Origin of the sequence: Kitasatospora sp. NPDC090308, from assembly GCF_044769485.1 — a bacterium.
Classification (GTDB): domain Bacteria; phylum Actinomycetota; class Actinomycetes; order Streptomycetales; family Streptomycetaceae; genus Kitasatospora; species Kitasatospora fiedleri.
Genome location: NZ_JBIVXY010000008.1, coordinates 204331 through 221615, shown reverse-complemented (window position 1 = coordinate 221615; position 17285 = coordinate 204331). Strand labels below are relative to the sequence as shown.

The 17285-nt window shown below is 73.9% G+C and carries 14 protein-coding genes; 3 read left to right on the top strand and 11 right to left on the bottom strand.

Annotated features, from left to right (window positions below; translation table 11 throughout):
• Positions 1-109 precede the first annotated feature (109 nt).
• The 10 genes from ACIQVD_RS20510 to ACIQVD_RS20465 form a co-directional block, all read right to left on the bottom strand.
• Positions 110-649 (bottom strand): alpha/beta fold hydrolase, encoded by a 540-nt coding sequence (locus tag ACIQVD_RS20510; RefSeq protein WP_100839333.1) that lies wholly within the window; start codon positions 647-649, stop codon positions 110-112.
• Between the two features lie 2 nt (positions 650-651).
• Positions 652-2373 (bottom strand): chloramphenicol-biosynthetic FADH2-dependent halogenase CmlS, encoded by a 1722-nt coding sequence (gene cmlS / locus ACIQVD_RS20505; protein WP_400679532.1) that lies wholly within the window; start codon positions 2371-2373, stop codon positions 652-654.
• Between the two features lie 63 nt (positions 2374-2436).
• Positions 2437-3060: a DapH/DapD/GlmU-related protein gene (locus ACIQVD_RS20500; protein ID WP_400679534.1), complete on the bottom strand. Its 624-nt coding sequence runs from the start codon at positions 3058-3060 to the stop codon at positions 2437-2439.
• Positions 3057-4496 carry a long-chain fatty acid--CoA ligase gene (locus ACIQVD_RS20495; protein WP_402290941.1) on the bottom strand — a complete coding sequence of 480 codons (1440 nt, stop codon included), beginning with the start codon at positions 4494-4496 and terminating at the stop codon, positions 3057-3059. Before ACIQVD_RS20495 ends, ACIQVD_RS20500 begins: the two co-directional genes overlap by 4 nt.
• A 1-nt stretch (position 4497) precedes the next feature.
• Positions 4498-5196, bottom strand: coding sequence for an SDR family NAD(P)-dependent oxidoreductase (locus tag ACIQVD_RS20490; protein ID WP_100839330.1), 699 nt, complete (start codon positions 5194-5196; stop codon positions 4498-4500).
• 34 nt (positions 5197-5230) lie between these two features.
• Entirely contained in the window at positions 5231-5557 is a 327-nt protein-coding gene (locus ACIQVD_RS20485) for a hypothetical protein (protein WP_100839329.1), read from the bottom strand.
• A 63-nt stretch (positions 5558-5620) separates the two neighbouring features.
• Complete coding sequence (locus ACIQVD_RS20480) at positions 5621-6982, bottom strand: MFS transporter (RefSeq protein ID WP_402290938.1); 1362 nt, start codon at positions 6980-6982, stop codon at positions 5621-5623.
• Positions 6979-9462, bottom strand: a complete 2484-nt coding sequence (locus ACIQVD_RS20475; protein WP_400679542.1) for an ATP-grasp domain-containing protein — start codon at positions 9460-9462, stop codon at positions 6979-6981. The genes ACIQVD_RS20480 and ACIQVD_RS20475 overlap by 4 nt, the downstream gene beginning before the upstream one ends.
• A gap of 184 nt (positions 9463-9646) precedes the next feature.
• Positions 9647-10927 carry a condensation domain-containing protein gene (locus tag ACIQVD_RS20470; protein WP_402290936.1) on the bottom strand — a complete coding sequence of 427 codons (1281 nt, stop codon included), beginning with the start codon at positions 10925-10927 and terminating at the stop codon, positions 9647-9649.
• Positions 10928-11621: 694 nt separating this feature from the next.
• A complete protein-coding gene (locus ACIQVD_RS20465; protein ID WP_400679924.1) occupies positions 11622-13379 on the bottom strand; it encodes an NAD-binding protein in 1758 nt (585 codons plus the stop codon).
• A 323-nt stretch (positions 13380-13702) separates the two neighbouring features.
• Between ACIQVD_RS20465 and ACIQVD_RS20460 the strand changes: the two genes are divergently transcribed.
• Positions 13703-14749 carry an ALF repeat-containing protein gene (locus ACIQVD_RS20460; RefSeq protein WP_402290933.1) on the top strand — a complete coding sequence of 349 codons (1047 nt, stop codon included), beginning with the start codon at positions 13703-13705 and terminating at the stop codon, positions 14747-14749.
• A 46-nt stretch (positions 14750-14795) separates the two neighbouring features.
• On the opposite strand, the gene corA is transcribed toward ACIQVD_RS20460, so the two are convergent.
• Positions 14796-15785 (bottom strand): magnesium/cobalt transporter CorA, encoded by a 990-nt coding sequence (corA, locus tag ACIQVD_RS20455; RefSeq protein ID WP_400679551.1) that lies wholly within the window; start codon positions 15783-15785, stop codon positions 14796-14798.
• A 62-nt stretch (positions 15786-15847) separates the two neighbouring features.
• Here corA and ACIQVD_RS20450 point away from each other — a divergent pair, with 62 nt between their 5' ends.
• Both ACIQVD_RS20450 and ACIQVD_RS20445 read left to right on the top strand, forming a co-directional pair.
• Complete coding sequence (locus ACIQVD_RS20450) at positions 15848-16543, top strand: histidine phosphatase family protein (RefSeq protein ID WP_400679553.1); 696 nt, start codon at positions 15848-15850, stop codon at positions 16541-16543.
• A 157-nt stretch (positions 16544-16700) separates the two neighbouring features.
• The gene (locus ACIQVD_RS20445) at positions 16701-17264 is read left to right on the top strand and encodes a DUF3090 domain-containing protein (RefSeq protein ID WP_402290930.1); all 564 of its coding nucleotides are present in this window, start codon (positions 16701-16703) and stop codon (positions 17262-17264) included.
• Positions 17265-17285 lie beyond the last annotated feature (21 nt).

The following is a 17285-nucleotide window of genomic DNA, read 5'->3' as shown; positions in this document are numbered from 1 at the left end:
GTGGGGAACGCGGGGAGCCGGGCGTGGGGAACGCGGGGCGGGGCATGCTGCGGCGGCCCCCGGCGGTGGGCCGGGGGCCGCCGTTCTCGCGGGTGCGGCGGGCGGTCGGTCAGCCGCCGAGCAGCTTGTCGAGCAGGGCCCGGCCCTCGGGCCAGTCGCCGAGGCCCGACTCGGCGTTGATGTGGCCCTTGTGGCCGACGTCGACCAGCTCGGCGCCGAAGAGTTCGGCGTCGGCGGCGGCGTGCTCCGGGGAGCCGTACGGGTCGTCCTGGCTGCTGACCACGAGCGAGCGGAACGGCAGCCGGCCGTGCCGGGCGGAATCGAAGCCGGTGGCCTGGGTGGGGAACGCGGGGCCGTCGACGTCGGGGACGGCGACCAGGAGCGCGGCGGTGATCTCCTCGTCCCGGTGCTCGGCGGCCCACTCGGCGACCAGCGTGCAGCCGAGGCTGTGCGCGACCAGGACCTTGGGGCCCGGGACGGCGCGCAGGGCGGCGTCGAGTTCCGCGACCCAGGTGTCCCGTTCGGGCTCGTCCCAGGAGGTGTGCTCGACCCAGACGGCGCCGTCGGTCCGGTCGCGCCAGAGCGACTGCCAGTGGTCGGGACCGGAGTTGCCGATCCCGGCGACGAAGACGTGGGTGGGAGGGTTCATGGTCAGACCTCGTACTCGACGCCGACGCCGTCGAAGCGCAGGCGGTCCTGGACGACGACCCGCTCGCCGTTCTTGTCGTAGCCGGTCAGCAGGCCGGCCTCCATCAGCCGGATCACGATCTGCGAGCTGATCTCCTGCTTGCCGGTGTCGTTGAGCTGCTTGATCAGGCTCTTGTAGCCGACGGTCTCCTTGGTGACCAGCTGGAAGATCTCCCGGTGCACCTCCTCCACCGGGAACTTGATCATGTCGAGGCCGTCCTCGTTGGCGAGGACCTGCTTCTGCTCCAGCCGGAAGGAGTGCGGCTCGACCTTGTAGTAGGGCTTGAGCAGCACCTCCTCGCCGGTCCAGGCGAGCCGGGTGATCCGGTTGAGCTGCTTGGTGAGCGCGCCGATCCACTGCACCCGGGCCGGGTTCAGCTCCTCGTCGGAGAACTCCGAGCTGAGCTCGGTGCGCTGGTGCCGGCCGATGGCGATCATCGTGGCGGCGCGGTCGCGGAAGTCGGCCACCGAACCGGTGGGGTTGGCGGCGCCGCCCTCGACCAGGCGCTCGAACCACTTCTTGCGGCTGAGCCGCTCGTCGTCGGACTCGGTGATCCGGCGCTTGCGCCAGAACTCGGACTCCGGCTCGGTGTAGGAGGCGAAGGTGTAGAACGAGGCCAGGAACTCGTGGTACTGCTCGTAGGTCTCGCGGTAGCTGCGGTTGTACCAGGCGTGGACGGCCTCGGCCTCCTCCGGGTCGCCGGTGATCCGGTCGATCGCGGAGGCGGCGCTGACCGCGGACTGGGTGGCCAGATGCACGCCCTGGGAGAACAGCGGGTCGGTGAAGCAGGCGGCGTCGCCGACCAGGAAGTAGCGGCCGGCCGAGACGTGCTCGGAGTCGTACGACCAGTCGTGGACGATCCGGGTCTCGTCGATCGGCTCGGCGTCGCCGAGCAGGGCGACCGCGCGGGTGGCCTTGGCCAGCGTCTTGCGGTAGAACGCGTCCGGGCCGAGCTCCTTGACCTCGGCGGCCTTGGACCGGTCGACCACGACGCCGACGCTCAGCACGTCGCCCTTGAGCGGGATGACCCAGACCCAGCCGTCCTCGAAGGTGATCGAGTAGGTGGTGCCCTTGAGACCGCCCTCGAACGGGTCCTTGCGCTGGAAGTAGTTCCAGACCGCGAAGTTCTTGTAGAACTCGTCGTAGCGGCGCACGCCGAGCTGGCGGGCCAGCGGGCTGCCCGCGCCGCCCGCGTCGACCACGAAGTCGTACTCCGCGGTGCGGGTGCCCTCGCCCTCGCTCTCGCGGATCGTCAGGGTGACCCGGTCGGCGGCGGAGACGTCCACCTTGGCGACGGCGGTGCCCTCGTGGACGGCGACGCCGCGCTCGCGGACCTCGTCCAGCAGCAGCTGGTCGAACTCCTCGCGCTTGACCTGGATGGCGTGGTCGAAGATCCACGGGGCGGTGCGGGCGGTGGCGAAGGAGAAGGTCCAGGGGGCCTGGTCCTGGCCCCACAGGAAGGTCGCGGAGGGCTTCTTGACGAAGTCCCGCTCGTCGAGCTTCTCCTGGAGGCCGAGCCGGTTGAGGATCGACAGGGTGCCCGGCAGGAAGGACTCGCCGACCCGGTAGCGCGGGAAGCGGCCCTTCTCGAACACCTCGACCTCGTGGCCCAGCTTCTGGAGGCTCAGGGCCGCCACACAGCCGCCGGGGCCTGCTCCGATGACGGCGACCTTCGCTCGGTTCATGGTGGGGTGGTGCCTTTCTGTGGGGTGGTTCGGTCGGGGTTCCTGGCCCGGGGCGGTGGCCGCTCAGGGCAGCGGGAGCGCCTTGACGCGGCTCGCCGCGAGGTAGGTGTGGCGGCTCGGCGCGTCCTCGAACAGCACCAGGCCGGCCTGGAACCGGCTCGCGCTGCCGACGGCCACCCCGGGGGCGACCGTGCAGCTCAGGCCGAAGAAGTTGTCGTCGCCGACGGTGACGCTGTTGCCGCAGTGGAAGTTGGGCGCGAGGAAGTTGTTGGCGCCGATGGTCGAGTGGTTGCCGATGCTGGCGTGGTTGTGGACGACCGTGTGCGCGCCGACCACGGCGCCCGCGCCGACGTGGCAGAACGGGCCCACCACCGTGCCGGGCCCGGTCAGCGCGGCCGGGTCGACCACCGAGGTCGGGTGCACGAGGTTCTCGGCGACCAGGGCGTGCGCGTCCACGAAGCAGTCGATCAGCTCGCGCCGCCGCACCGGATCGGCGGTGGCCAGCAGCACCCGGGTGCCGGGCTCCGGCCGGTACCCGTCGAACGGGACGCGCAGCCCGGCGGGCGCGTGCGCCTCCTCGCCCGCCAGGTCGAGGTACCGCTCGACCGGCCCGAGGCCCGCGTCCCGCGCGTACCGGGCCAGCTCGACGGCGAACTTCCCGGCGCCGATCGCCAGCAGGCCGCTCACGGCAGGATCCGCTTCTTCTTGAACCGCTCGGAGACGGTGACGGCCTCGACCAGGTTGACCTTGGTCGGGATCTTGAACGGGTCGACCCTGCCGGTGAGGAACGCGACCACGTGCTTGCGCAGTTCGGCCCGGGTGGGCGTGCCCACCGGGGTGACGTCCACGCAGACCGACTGGCCGGTGATCGCGTTGGGGCGGCCGTACACCGTGCAGTCGGCGACCATCGGGCTGGCCAGCAGCAGCGACTCCAGCTCCAGCGGGAGGACCTTCTCGCCGCCGACGTTGATCACCTCCTTGGCCCGGCCCTTGATCTTCAGGTAGCCGTCCGCGTTCTCCTCCACCAGGTCGCCGGTGCGGAACCAGCCGTCCTCGGTGAGCGAGTCGCTCGGGTAGTTGAGGTAGCCCAGGAACTGCGTGCTGCTGCGCAGTTGGAGCTCCCCGTCGACGATCCGGTGCTCGACGCCCGGGTCCTCGATCCGGAAGAAGGTGCTGCGGGAGGACTCGCTGGTGGTGGTGGAGATGCCGGTCTCGCTGGTGCCGAAGGTCTGCAGCAGCCGGGCGGCCGGGAAGGCCGCGCCGACCCGGGCCAGCAGCTCCTCCGGCATCGGCTCGGTGCCGTAGCTGATCATGCGCAGGCTGCTCAGGTCGTACTTCTGGTGGAAGCCGGCGATCAGGATCAGGTTGAGGAAGGTCGGGCTGGTCGGCAGCAGCCGGATGCGGTGCTCCTGGATCAGCGCGCAGATCTCCTCCGGCGTGCGCTGCCGGGGCAGGATCGCGGTGCCGCCCAGGCGCAGCACGCCGAGCAGCGAGTTGATGCCGCCGATGTGGTCGAACAGCAGGAACATCAGGATCGGGGCGGGCCGGCCGGCCGTCCGGGGCCGCTTGCCGAGCTTCTCCAGCACCAGCGCGTCCAGGTCGTGCAGGATCGCCTTCGGCGCCCCGGTGCTGCCGCTGCTGAGCAGCACCAGGCCGGACGCGCCGCGCTCCACCAGGCCGGCGTAGCCCGCGGCCGGGGCGTCGGGCACGCCGGCCACCGGCTCGACCGTGACGCCGTCCGGGCCGACCCGCAGCAGGTGGCGCGGGGAGCAGGACTCGGTGACGGTGGCCAGGGTCGCCTCGGTGAGGGTGACCACCGGGACGGCGACGGCGCGGTGCAGGTGCAGCGCGAGCAGCGCGGCGATCGAGCGGAACGAGAAGTCGCCGTTCAGGATCACGGCCTGGTGCGGCCGCACCCCGGCGGCGTCCAGCTCCTTGAGCCGCAGCCGTACCTCGTCGGCGAGTTCGGCGTAGCCGTACCGCTCGTCGCCGTGCACGACGGCGGTGCGGTCGCCCAACTCGTCGAGCCGGTCGAGGAGTTCGGACCGGCCGGGACCGCCGGGTCGGTCGGGTCGCCCGGGGTGGTCGGGGCGGTCGTGGGGTTCGGCTGTTCCGTACGTCACGTCAGTGCACTCCGCCAAGGAATAGTGTCTCGCCGGTGACGAACCGGGACTGCGGTGAGAGGAGGAACTCGACGGGTCCGACGACGTCGTCGGTGTCGCACATCCGCTTGATGGCCTGGCGCTGGACCAGGGCGTCGATCTTCTCGGCCGGCACCGTCCGGGTCAGGGCGGTGCGCACCGGCGGCAGCCCGAGTCCGTTGACCCGGATGCCGAACTCGGCCAGCTCCTTGCTCATCACCCGGGTCAGCTGCTCGACGGCCGCCTTGCTGGCGGAGTAGAGCAGTTGGCCCTCCAGCGCCCACGGCACGGCGACCGTGGAGACGTTGAGGATCGCGGGGGACGGCTCGGTGCTCCGGCGGAGGAGTTTGACGGCCTCCCGGGAGCAGCTGAGGACGGCGAAGAAGTTGACGTCGAACAGGTGCCGGGCGGTCTCGTCGGGGGTGAGCATGAAGTGGTTCATGGTCGCCACCCCCGCGTTGTTGACCACCGCGTCGAGCGAGCCGTGGCTGGCCCGCAGCGAGCGGAACAGCGCCTTGACCTGCCGGGGGTCGGTGAGGTCCGCCTCGTGGTGGGTGTACTCCGGGTGCTCGATGGTCGACGGCCGGCGGCTGCACCCGACGACCCGGTGGCCGAGGTCGAGGAAGTGCCGGGCGAGGGCCTTGCCGATGCCGGTGCGGGTGCCCGTGATCAGGATGATCATGTCTGCGCTGTCGTCGGCCGCGGGGCCGTCCGCCCTAGGCCCCCTGCCCGGCGAGCTCGCCCTCGCCGCGGGCCAGCGCCAACTCCTCCTCGATGAAGGCGATCAGGCGGCGGCCGCTGCTGAACGGGCTGACCCGGCGGGAGACGGCCTTCGCCGAGGTGAGCGAGATCTCGACGTCGAACTCGTCCTCCAGCGCCTCCTCGACCAGCACCAGGAAGTTCACCAGGTGCATCGAGTCGAAGACCCCGGCGTCGCCGTACAGGCAGACCTCCCGCAGGTCGTCGGTCGGGATCTTCTCCTCGCGGCGTTCGTTCAACTCGTCGACGACGCCGGCGAGCAGTTCGAGGAGCTGGTCCTCCATGGCGGTTCCTCTCAGGTCGGTCAGGGGTCTGCGCCCGGCGGGCGGCCGGGGCGGGGGAGTGGCTCAGTGCTGGGCGGCGGGCTCGGACACCGGTGCGTCCGCGGGGCCGTCCGCCGGGCCGTCGGCAGGCTCGGTCGTGGTCGTGGTCGCGTCCGCCGACTCCGGCGGCTGCGGCGGGAGTTCGGCCCGGGCGAGCCGGCCGCCGAGCACGCTCACCGCGGCGGCGGTGCCCAGGAACAGCACGGCGAGGACGAGCAGCCCGGTGGTCTCCCGGGCGAGCAGCAGGCCGAGCAGGGCGGGGCCGACGATGCCCGCGGCCGAGGTGCCCAGGTTGAACACCGACAGGTACTCGGTGCGCCGCTCCTCGGGCGCGTGCCGGTACGACAGCTCCCAGCCGCCGGCGCCCTGGAGCAGCTCGCCGCAGGTGAGGACGGCGGTCGCCGCCACCAGCAGGCCGGTGGTCAGCCAGCGGTCGGTGTGCATGGTGGCGATCAGCAGCAGGCTGAAGGCGGCCAGCGCGAGCCCGGCGTTGCGCAGCGCGCGGGTGCCGTCCCGGGTGCTCCTGACGTTCTTGGCGAACGGCACCTGCAGGACGATCGCCAGGCCGGTGTTGACCGCGAACAGCGCGCTCAGCATGCCGACCGGGGCGTTGGTGGACTGCACGATCCACAGCGGCAGGCCGATGCCCAGCAGCACGGTGTGCAGGAACATCACCCCGTTGGCGGCCGTCAGGCCCAGGTAGCGGCGGTCCCGGCCGACCACGAGCAGCCCGGCGTGCCAGCGGGCCGGGGCCTTCTCGGCGAGCGCCTTCTCGGCGGGGGCGGCGGCGGGTTCGCCCCGGAGCAGGCCGAACACGCCCGCCGCGGACAGGCACAGCACGGCGCCGATCAGCAGGACGGCGCGCAGCATCCCGGTGCCGCCGACGGCGAGGAACGGCGCGGCGGCCAGCGCGCCCGCCGACATGCCGACGTTGATGACGGAGCTGATCACGCCCAGGGTGCGGGTCCGGTCGGCCTCCCCGGCGACGCCGTTCACCAGCAGCTGCACCATCGGGAAGACCGGGCCCTGCGAGATCGCGAACAGCGAGGCGAACAGGGTGAAGGTGTACACGTCGTGGGTGAAGGCCAGCGCCGCGAACCAGGTCGCCCGCCACACCTGGAGGACGCGCAGCAGCCGCAGCGGCCCCCAGCGGTTGGCCAGCAGGCTGACCGGCACGGTGGTCAGGAAGCCCACCAGTCCGGCGATGGTCAGCCCGGTGCCGATCTGGGCGGCGCTCAGGCCGGCGCCCTTGAGGAAGTAGACGGTGCCGCCGGCCAGGTAGAGGCCGCTGCTGCTGGCGTACACGACCACGCCGGAGGCGATGATCCGGCCGCCCCGGCTGGGCAGCGTGTAGGTGCTCAGCAGCCTGCGCAGGACGCCGGTCACCGGCCCTCCTCCTGGTCGTTCGGGGTGGCGGACAGCGGCTCGACCTCGGCGAGGACCAGGGCCGCGGCGCGGTCCAGGACCTCCCGGCACTCCTCGGGGGTCTCCCCGGTGGCGATCACGGCGGCCAGCCGCGGCACGATGCCGCGCGGCGGCAGCAGCAGCCGCGTCCCGGGCCCGGCCAGCGGCACGATCCGCTCGACGCCGGGCACGGCCGCGGCGGCGGCGGTGTCCAGCGCGCGGACGGTGCCGTCGTGCGCGGGGTAGAGGAAGCGCACCTCGGCGCAGCGGTCGTACGGCTGGGTGAGGTCGGGTTCCGCGCCGAGGGCGAGGTCCAGGGCGGCGGCGGTCAGGTCGACGCCGTTGGCGAGCCGGCCCAGCAGCGGGATGAAGTCGCCGCCGAGGCGGCCGTTCAGCTCGACCAGCCGGGGGCCGGCCGCGGTGAGCCGCACCTCGGCGTGGGTGACGCCGGTGGTGACGCCCAGCGCGCGGTGGGCGGCGGTGACCAGCTCGACCAGTTCCTCGGCCCACGGCTCGTGCCGCCAGGGCGCGGCGAGGTGGCCGACCTCCTCGAAGAACGGGTCGTAGCCGAGGCGCTTGCGCACCACGTTCACCGGGCGGACCTCTCCGTCCCGGACCACCGAGTCCACGCTGACCTCGGGGCCGTCGAGGTACTCCTCCAGGACCAGGCCGTCCAGCGCGTCCAGGCCGGGGTAGGCGGCGTCGGAGGCGTGGTGGTAGAGCGCCCGCAGCCGGTCGGCGTCGGGGGCGACCACCACGCCGACGCTGCCGGCCAGCGAGCGCGGCTTGACCACGACGGGGTAGCCGATCGCCTCGGCGGCGGCCAGCGCCTCCTGCGGGCCGTGCACGTGGGCGTGGCCGACCCCGGCGACGCCCTGCTCGGCCAGCAGCCGGCGGGTGGCGAGCTTGTCGCGGCAGTTGCGGGCCGCCTCGGGCGACATGTGCGGCAGGCCCAGGCGGTGGGCGGCCTCGGCGGTGGCCTCCAGCAGCACCTCGTCCCAGGTGAACACACCGACCCGGCCGGTCCGCCCGGCGGCGGCCGCGCCGATCGCCCGGACCAGCTCCTCGGGGGTGGCGTCCGCCACCCGCCGGTGGCCGGTCAGGTGGCGCCGCTGCCAGTCGGCGTCGGTGGCGGTGACCAGGGCCAGCTCGGCGCGGGCCGCGGCGGCCTCGAAGGCGTACTCGCGGTAGGCCCGGCCGCCGCTGCCGACCAGCACCACCAGGTCGGGCGCGGACGGGTCGACCGGCGCGCACCGGAAGTCGAAGTCGGCGACGGTGTGCTCCACCGCGGCCCGCACCTCGGCGCTGTTCGCGCCGCGGAAGCGGAACCGGGCGCCGGAGTGCTCGTAGCCGGGCAGGTCGGCGAGCAACTGGCCGACCACGGGCACGCGTTCGGCGTACGGGCCGGCCGCCGTCCCGGCCCGGCCCCCGGCGGCGGTGACCCGGCAGGGGCGGACGGCCGGGGTGGGCACCAGCAGCCAGCCGCCGCGCTCCCCGGCCGCCGGGTCGCCGCCGGTGCGGGCCGCCTCCGGCAGCGGCGCGTCCAGCTGGACGGCGAAGGCGGCCGCCATCAGGTCGACGCCGTGCACCTCCCGCCACAGGAACGGGATCTCCGCCCCGCCCGGGCGGGCGCCGACCTCCAGCACCTGCAGTTCGGGGGCGTCCGGCGGCCCGGACCGGAACAGCTCCAGGTGGAACACCCAGGCGCCGTCCGACAGGGCGCGGGTCACCCGGTCGGTGAACTCGCCTATCGCGGCCAGCAGTTCGGGGTCGTCCAGCTCCACCGAGCCGAGCGCCGCGCCCTCGGTGAAGCCCAGGCAGGTGTTCAGGTAGGCCGAGGCCCGCCAGGCTCCCAGCCCCGTCCCGGTGGCCACGCCGTCCACGTGCAGCACCTCGTGCGGCAGGTACGGCTGGACCAGCACCGGCACGTCCGGCGGGAAGGCGTAGGCGGCCAGTTCGGCCTCGCCGTCGAGCCGGGTGACGCCCGCGCTCGCCGTCCCGCGCACCGGCTTCACCAGCACCGGCCAGCCGTGCACGGCGGCGAAGGCGCGCACCGCGGCGTGGTCCGGCGCGGGCTCGGTCGCCGGGACGGGCACCCCGGCGGCGGCCAGCCGACGGGCCATCACCAGCTTGTCCCGGAACGGCGCGAGCCCCTCCGAGCGCTCGCCCGGGACGCCCAGCTCCTCGCGCAGCTCGGCCGCCATGTCCAGGTCGACCTCGTGCAGCGCCACCACCCGGGCGGGCGTGCCGAACTCCTCGACCAGCGCGGCCACGGCCTCCCGTACCGCCTTGCCGTCCTCCGTGCTGTCGACGACCCGCACCGCCGCCGCCCCCTCGGGCAGCGCGGGCGCGGCCCGGCGGGTCGTCACGTAGCTGACCCGGTGGGTGCGGTGGTCCAGGTAGGAACCGTAGTCCGCGTAACTGTCACTCCAGCGGTGGAGGACGACGACGTGTTCTGACACTTCCCCTCCCGGGGGAACGGCGGAGCTGGGGCAGGGAAAAGGCGGCGGCGCCGGAAAAGGGGGTGCCGGAGAGCGAGACGGCCGAAAGCGGGGTTCCTGGAATTCGGGTGCCGGAGAGCGCGCCGGAAAGGAGGCGCGGTGGAGCGGGAATTCGGTGAAAATCGGGCGCGGTGGAGCGGAAGTGCTATTCGGCCGATTCGGTCGTTTCGGCCGGTTTCGCGGCGGCCGAGACCAGGACGTCCTCCAGCGCGAGCAGGATCTCCGTCACCGCCTTGAAGTCCGCCGAGGAGGAATTCTCCCGCAGGGTGCTGGTGAGGGCGTCGCCGTCCTGCACCTGGAGGTAGAGCGGCGCCCCGATGTTGCGCCCGCCGGTGCCGGTCTCCATCGCGGAGTTCACCGGCGTCTGGTCCCGCTGGTACTCGCCGAGGTAGTTGAAGAAGTAGCGGAAGAAACCGCTGACCGACCCGGCGAAGGAGCCGTTGACGGTGCCCGTGTAGCCGTGCTCCGCACCCGCCAGCAGCGCGTCGTCGACGTTGTAGGCGGCGTGCTTGTACGAGCGGATCAGCTCCCAGTGGACGCGGGTGGCGAACGCGCCGAACTCCTCGTCCGGGGCGGTCTGCACCAGCAGCGGGATGATCTGGTTCTGGGCGGCCACCAGGCCCTCCCAGCGCGGGTCGCTGCGGTTGTTCGCGTAGACCGCGACCAGCACCCGCTCCTCGCCGGTGTGCCGCGCCAGCGCTGCGCAGAAGGCCGCCAGCAGCACCGAGGGCGCCGAGACGCCCAGGCGCTCGGCAAGCGTGCGCACCGCCTCGCCGGCCGGCACCGAACCGTGCCTGGCCCACCGGCTGGTGACCGCCTCCGGGGCCGCGTCCCGGGCCATCGGCGGGGCGTCGGCGAGCACCTGCCGCCAGTGCCGCAGCGCCGCCCGGCGGCGGTTGCCGCGGGCCTCGGACCACTGCTCGGCGGCCAGCTCGCGGCAGCTGGGGGCCGCGCCGGGCAGCTCCCCGCCCGCCACCAGGACGCCGAACTCCTCGTGCAGCTGGTTGATCGCCCAGGCGTCCACCGCGATGTGGTGGAAGCAGATCGCCAGCGCGGCCGGCACCCCCCGCTCGGTGACCAGCGCGGCCCGCCAGGGCCGGTCCGCCGCCGGGTCGAACGGGACCGCCGCCAGCTCCGCGGACACCTCCGCGGGCACCCCCTCGACCAGGTCGAGACCGGCGGGCGCGGCCGGCCCGACCAGCTGGACGAGACCGCCGTCCGCCGTCTCCGCGTACCGCGTGCGCAGCGACTCGTGGCGCGCCTCCAGGCGCTCCAGGGCCCGTTCGACCGCGTCCGGGCCGGTGCCCGGGGGGAGGGCCCAGGTCTGGGGGAGGTTGCAGGCGGTGGGCGGGATGTTCGCGATGGAACGCCAGAGCGAGAGCTGCCCGAAAGTGGCTGGTCCACTGACAACGGAAGAATTTTGCATGACAACGCACCTTGCAGTGAATAATTCTGCGCATTGGTGGAGCGAAGGAATGGGGCGCTTCGAGGAGAAGATGCCAAGCACGCTTCGTTGCGTGAATCAGCCCGTGCCGGTAGTCAACGGATCGAGCGGCCGGACATCCGATCGGGATCGGCCGCGCCGGTAACCGGCGGACGCCCATTTATAGCAACGCCGGGCAGCGCCGGACAAGACTTTCGATCACACTCGGTGCACCACTGATCCCCCCCAGCGCCCACCCGTGGACCCCGGGTACACGTAGCACCCTTCCCCCACCTGGCCCTCCGCTGGAAAACGGCGCCCTGGCCGGGCAGGCCGGGACGGTTCGACTTATGTGGCGCACCCGGAACCGCTCCGGCACTCCACACTTCCCGGAAACCTCGCATTAACACACGGGCGGCCCGGCGATCCGCTCCTTCCGCGCGGCCGTCGTCCGGCGACGTCCGGACCGGCGGCAGCCTTCCGCCGCCAGGCCGCTGACCGGCGCGAACGAGCCTCCCCGCCCCGCGAGTTCGCCCCGCGCCACCCCGACGAACCCCGATACGGCACCGCCGCGGACCCGGGCACGTTCCGCCCCACACCGGCCCAGCCCGCGACACCCCGCCCATACGGCAGAAATGCCTCGATCCACGTTTTGTGGAACAACTTCTGAACACGCGGGTCCGCCTCCCGGCGGCCGTCACTCCTGCCGGGCGCCCAGCAGGAGGCCGAGACCGCTGGAGGTGGCGGCGACCACGACCCGGTCCCGGTCGCCGAGCACCCGCTCCGGCGGGGGCGACCAGAGCAGGGCCGGACCCTCGGGACGGGGCCGGGCCAGGTCCGGGCTGCGGTCCTCCGGGGCGGCCAGGTCGAGGGCCAGCACTCGCCACAGGCCCGGACGGTGGGCGTCGGCCACGCTCCGGCCGCGCAGCCGCGGGGAGCGGGCCACGTCCACGGCCGCGATCAGCAGCACCTCGCGGCCCACCGCGATCGCCCCGATCACCTGACGGCCCATCATGGCCGAGGCGAACGAGGGCGCGGACAGGTAGGCCACGCTGCGGCTGCGGGTCTGCGCGCCCGGGTAGGAGTCGCGCAGCGTCAGGTACACGTTCCCGGCGAAGTCGTCGTCGAACAGCCGCAGCACCACCCGCAGTTCCGGCACCGACTCGCGGGCCGCCAGCGCCACCTCCAGGTTGGTGCTGTCGTCACTGGTCAGGGCCAGCAGCGCCTGCGCCCGGTGGACCTTGGCGGCCTTCAGCACCCCGTCCTGGGTCGCGTCGCCGACGACCACCGGGACGCCGAACGCCCGGGCCCGGGCGACCCCGACCGCCGCCGGGTCCGACTCCACGCAGACCACCGGCACGTCCATCTCCCACACCTGCTCCAGCACCCGGCTGCCGAGCCGCCCCAGCCCCACCAGCACCACGTGCCCGGCCAGCCCGCGGGCCGGCCGGCGCAGCCCGCCCGCGGCCCGGAACGTGCCCAGCGCCTCCAGCACCAGGGCGATCAGCAGCGGCATCAGCAGCATCCCGCTCACCGCCGTCAGGACCTGGAGCACCTTCCCGCCCCGGCCGCCGTCCTCCGCCGGATCGGCGATGCCCAGCACGTCCAGCACCGTCAACCACACCGAGTGCGCCGGGGACTGACCGGTGAACAGCGCCGTCGCCCCCGCCAGCAGCACGATCAGCCCGGCCAGCGCCGCCAGCGCCCAGCGCAGACGGGGCGAGAACAGCGCCCCGAGCGGGAACCCGGCCAGGCCCGGCAGCCGCCGCCGGCGCCCCGGCCCCGGGCCGTCCCCCAGCAGCTCCAGCACCACCCGCTCCGCCCCGACCGGCTCCGCGGCCGGCAGCAGCACCGAACCGGCCGGCTCGCCCAGCGGATCGACCGCCGCCACCGTCGCCAACTCCCGCCCCACCGGCTCCTCGCCGGCCCGCAGCAGCGACGCCCGCAGCAGCCGCCCGTCCACCTGCACCGCCTGGCTGCGCCCGGACACCGCCGCCGCGACCAGCGCCGGGGCCGCGGTCGCCGAACTGGACAGCACCGTGGTCGACGCCTCCAGCTCCGCCCGGGACAGCTCCGGGTTGCGGGCCAGCACCGCCCGGTCGAGCGCCTGCTCGATCCGCACGCCCAGCCGTCGGTTGAACACCCGCACCACCAGCCGCAGATCGGGGTTCACCTGCCGGGCGTGCAGCGCCACGTGCAGGTTCTCCCGGTCGTCGCCCGAGGTCAGCGCCAGGGCCGCCGCCCGCTCCACCCCGGCCCGGGCCAGCGCGTCCACGTCCAGCCGGGCCGCCTCCAGCACCTCGACGGACCCGGGCCGCTGCCGGGCCAGCGCCACCAGGTGCGGCCCGTGGTCACGCGTCAGGGACGGCACGACCACCACCACCCTGCGGTCGTACAGCGAGGAGAGCTGCACCGCGAGCCGGTGCGCCAGCGCCTCCCCACCGCAGACGATCATGTGCTCACCGCCGCCCGGCCGCGCCCCGTCGACGGGCCCGGCCCCCTCGGCGGGCCGGGGCTCCGGCACCCCGAGCCCGGCCAGGACGTCGCCGTGCCACTCGTCCGCGTCCGCCGGTGTCCTGCCCACGCTTCCCCCTCGCGCCCGTGAACGGATTCCCGACAGTCTGCCCGAGGCGGTCCCGGGCGCGGTGGGCGGTAAAGGGTCGGAAAAGAATCCGTTATGACCGGGTGGAAGGTTCCGGTACGATCCCCGGGTTCGCCGCCGTGTGATCATCCGCCACGGCCGCGTCTCTCCAACGAACCGCCTTCCCAGGGGGAGTCTTGAGCATCCGTCGGTCGATCGCCGCCGCCGTCTTCGTCGCGGCCGTCTCCGCGCCCACCGTCCTCGGCGCCACCCAGGCCATGGCCGGGACCGCGCCGACCGGCCGGTCCCAGCCGGACGCCACCGTCCCGGACGCCGAGCCCACCGAACCCGCCGAGCCCGCCGCGCAGACCCCGGCCCCGACCGGGAGCACCGAGGCCCCCGCCGACAGCACCCCGGCCCCCGCCGCGCCCGCCGCCCCGGCCGCGCCCACCGCCCCGGCCGCGCCCACCGCCCCGGCCGACCCGGAGCCCGACGAGGCCGCCCTGCGGGCCCGGCTGGAGGCGCTGCTCACCGAGCCGGGCCACTCCCGGCACTTCCGGGAGAAGGTCGAGGCGGCGCTGACCGGCACCGCCGAGGAGATGCGGCACTTCCTCGACGTCGAACTCCCGGCGCTGATCGCCTCCGACAACCGGGTCAAGCTCTCGCAGTTCATCGCGGACCCGGTCATCAGCGCCGGACTGCGCGCGCAGGCGCTCGCGGTGCTGGAGGAGGGCGACTCCGGGGCGATCGCCGACTTCCTGGAGCGGGCGCCCGGACTCCGGCACACCGACTACCGGATCCAGGTCGTCCAGGCGATGTCGGTCGGCGGTCCGGAGGTCCGGAAGGCCGCGAACGCGGCGCTGAGCGCCGACACCCTGGAGGCGCTGCGCGACTTCCTGACCAAGGGGCTCAAGGAGGCCCAGGAGCGCGACAAGGCGGCCGAGCAGCAGGGCGGCCGGAGCGACGGCGAGGACGGGAACGGAGACGGGAACGGAGACGGGGACGGCGGGAAGGACGAGGACGGCCGGCAGCCGGGCAACGGTGACAGCGGCGCCGTCCAGGCCGGGCTGACCACCACGACCACCGGCACCACCACCACGACCACCGGCACCGGCGGCGGCACGGAGCTGGCCTCCACCGGCCCCGGCACCCCGCTCGGCGCCGTCGCGACCACCGGCGCGGCGGCGATCGTCCTGGGCGCGGGCACCCTGGTGGCCGCCCGGCGCCGTCGCCAGGAGTCCTGACAGCCGGGTCGGTCCCCGGCGCACCCACGGTGCCGGGGACGGCCCGCTACAGCCAGCCCGCGCGCTTGAAGAGCCGGTGCAGACCGACGCAGACGCCCACCATCAGGCCCAGGGCGGCGGGGTAGCCCCAGGGTTGGCGCAGTTCCGGCATGTGCTCGAAGTTCATCCCGTAGATGCCGGCGATCATGGTCGGCACGGCGGCCAGCGCGGCCCACGCCGAGATCTTCCGCATGTCGTCGTTCTGCTGCACGCTGACCTGCGCCAGGTTGGCGGCCAGGATGTCGGAGAGCAACCGGTCCAGGCTCTCCACCACCTCGTTGACCTTGGCCAGGTGGTCCGCCACGTCCCGGAAGTACGGGCGCAGTTCGGCGGCGACGAACGGGACCTGCAGCTCGTCGCCGCCCCGGGTCAGCCGCAGCGCGGGCTCCATCAGCGGGAAGGTGGCCTTGCGGAAGCCCACCACCTGCCGCTTGAAGCCGTAGATCCGCTCGGCCGCGCCGCGCGAGCGCCCGGGGGAGAAGATCTGCTCCTCCAACTCGTCCAGGTCGGTCTGCAGTTCGGTGGCCACGTCGAGGTACTGGTCGACCACCAGGTCGCAGACCGCGTACAGCACCGAGGCGGGCCCGTGCGCGAGCAGTTCGGGCTGCCCCTCCAGCCGGGAGCGCAGGTCCTTGAGCGGGCTCTCGGGGCCGTGCCGGACGGTCATCACGTACGAGTCGCCCAGGAAGATCATCAGCTCGCCGATGGAGACCGTCTCGTGCTGCTGGTGGTAGGCGGCGGTCTTCAGGACGGTGAACACCGAGTCCCGGTAGATGTCGACCTTGGGGCGCTGGTGCGCCGTCACCGCGTCCTCCACCGCCAGCGGGTGCAGGCCGAACTCCTCGGCGACGTGGTCGAACTCCTCCGTGGTGGGGTCCGCCAGGCCGATCCACACGAAGCCGTTGCCGGCCGTGCGGACCTCCGCCAGGGCGTCCGAGAAGTCCTCGGGGCCCCGGACGCGCTTTCCGTCCCGGTAGGTGCCGCAATCCACGATCATGCCCGCCATTGTGACCGAAGGGGCCGCCCGCGGGGAGGTCCGTACCCCGTACCCTTTCAGGTATGCCCACCCTGCTGCTCGTCCGCCACGGCCGGTCCACCGCCAACTCCGCCGGGATCCTCGCCGGCTGGACGCCCGGAGTCGACCTGGACGACACCGGACGGGCCCAGGCCGCCGCGCTGCCCGAGCGGCTCGCCGGGCTGCCGATCGCCCGCCTGGTCAGCAGCCCGCTGGAGCGCTGCCGGCAGACGCTGGAGCCGCTGTCGGCCGCCCGCCCCGAGCTGGCCGCCCCCGCGCTCGACGAGCGGCTCGGCGAGTGCCACTACGGCGAGTGGACCGGCCGCCCGCTCGCGGAGCTGGCCGGCGAGCCGCTCTGGCGCACCGTCCAGGACCACGCCTCGGCCGCCGCCTTCCCCGGCGGCGAGTCGCTGCGCGCGCTCAGCCACCGCACCGTCGACGCGGTGCGCGAGTGGAACGACAAGATCGCCGTCGAGCACGGGCCGGACGCGCTCTGGGCCGCCGCCACCCACGGCGACGTGATCAAGGCGATCGTCGCCGACGCGCTCGGCCTGCACCTCGACCACTTCCAGCGGATCTCGGTCGAGCCCTGCTCGGTCACCGCGATCCGCTACACCCCGCACCGCCCCTACCTGCTGCGCCTGGGCGAGACCGGCTCGCTCGCCGCGCTGGCCCCGCGCCCGCACGGCCACTCGGCCGGCGACGACGCGGTGGTCGGCGGCGAGACCGGCACGGCCTGAGCCCCACGGCCCACCGCCCCGTCGCACAACTGCCCTACCGCCCCGCCGCACAACTGCCCGAGCGCACGCGGAAACCGCCCGCCCCGCGTGCCGTCCCCGGCCCGTTTGGCCGTAGGGTGAGATCGAGAAGACCGCAACCCCTTCCGGAGCGAGCAGCGTGTCCCGTCAGGTCCACTTCTTCGACCAGCCCGAGCGGTTCGTGGCCGGCACCGTCGGCCAGCCCGGTGCCCGCGCGTTCTACCTGCAGGCTTCCTCGCGCGGCCGGATCACCAGCGTCCTGCTGGAGAAGGCCCAGGTCGCGGCGCTCGCCGAGCGCATCGAGGAGGTCCTCGACGAGGCGCTGCGGCGCAGCGGCGGCGAGGCCCCGATCCCGGCCGTCGCCCCCGTCGAGCTGCTCGACACCGCCCCGCTCGACCTGCCGCTGGAGCAGGAGTTCCGGGTCGGCACGATGGCCCTGGCCTGGGACGCCCGGGACGACTGCCTGGTGGTCGAGGCGCAGGCGTACGTCGAGGAGTCCGAGGACGAGAGCGAGACCGAGGTCTTCGACGACGAGAACGGCCCCGACCTGCTGCGGGTCCGGCTCAGCGGCGCGATGGCCCGGGTGTTCGCCAAGCGCGCCCTGGACCTGGTCGCGGCCGGCCGCAAGCCCTGCCCGTTCTGCAACCTCCCGCTCGACCCGGAGGGCCACCTGTGCCCGCGCGCGAACGGCTACCGGCGCTGAACGAGGACCGGGAGCCCGCCG

What these genes read in the sequence shown, in the direction of transcription:
- ACIQVD_RS20465 (WP_400679924.1), bottom strand. Translation starts at nt 13,379, where the DNA reads ATGATCGTCTGCGGTGGGGAGGCGCTGGCGCACCGGCTCGCGGTGCAG.
- ACIQVD_RS20510 (WP_100839333.1), bottom strand. Translation starts at nt 649, where the DNA reads ATGAACCCTCCCACCCACGTCTTCGTCGCCGGGATCGGCAACTCCGGT.
- corA (WP_400679551.1), bottom strand. Translation starts at nt 15,785, where the DNA reads ATGATCGTGGATTGCGGCACCTACCGGGACGGAAAGCGCGTCCGGGGC.
- ACIQVD_RS20490 (WP_100839330.1), bottom strand. Translation starts at nt 5,196, where the DNA reads ATGATCATCCTGATCACGGGCACCCGCACCGGCATCGGCAAGGCCCTC.
- ACIQVD_RS20470 (WP_402290936.1), bottom strand. Translation starts at nt 10,927, where the DNA reads ATGCAAAATTCTTCCGTTGTCAGTGGACCAGCCACTTTCGGGCAGCTC.
- cmlS (WP_400679532.1), bottom strand. Translation starts at nt 2,373, where the DNA reads ATGAACCGAGCGAAGGTCGCCGTCATCGGAGCAGGCCCCGGCGGCTGT.
- ACIQVD_RS20450 (WP_400679553.1), top strand. Translation starts at nt 15,848, where the DNA reads ATGCCCACCCTGCTGCTCGTCCGCCACGGCCGGTCCACCGCCAACTCC.
- ACIQVD_RS20485 (WP_100839329.1), bottom strand. Translation starts at nt 5,557, where the DNA reads ATGGAGGACCAGCTCCTCGAACTGCTCGCCGGCGTCGTCGACGAGTTG.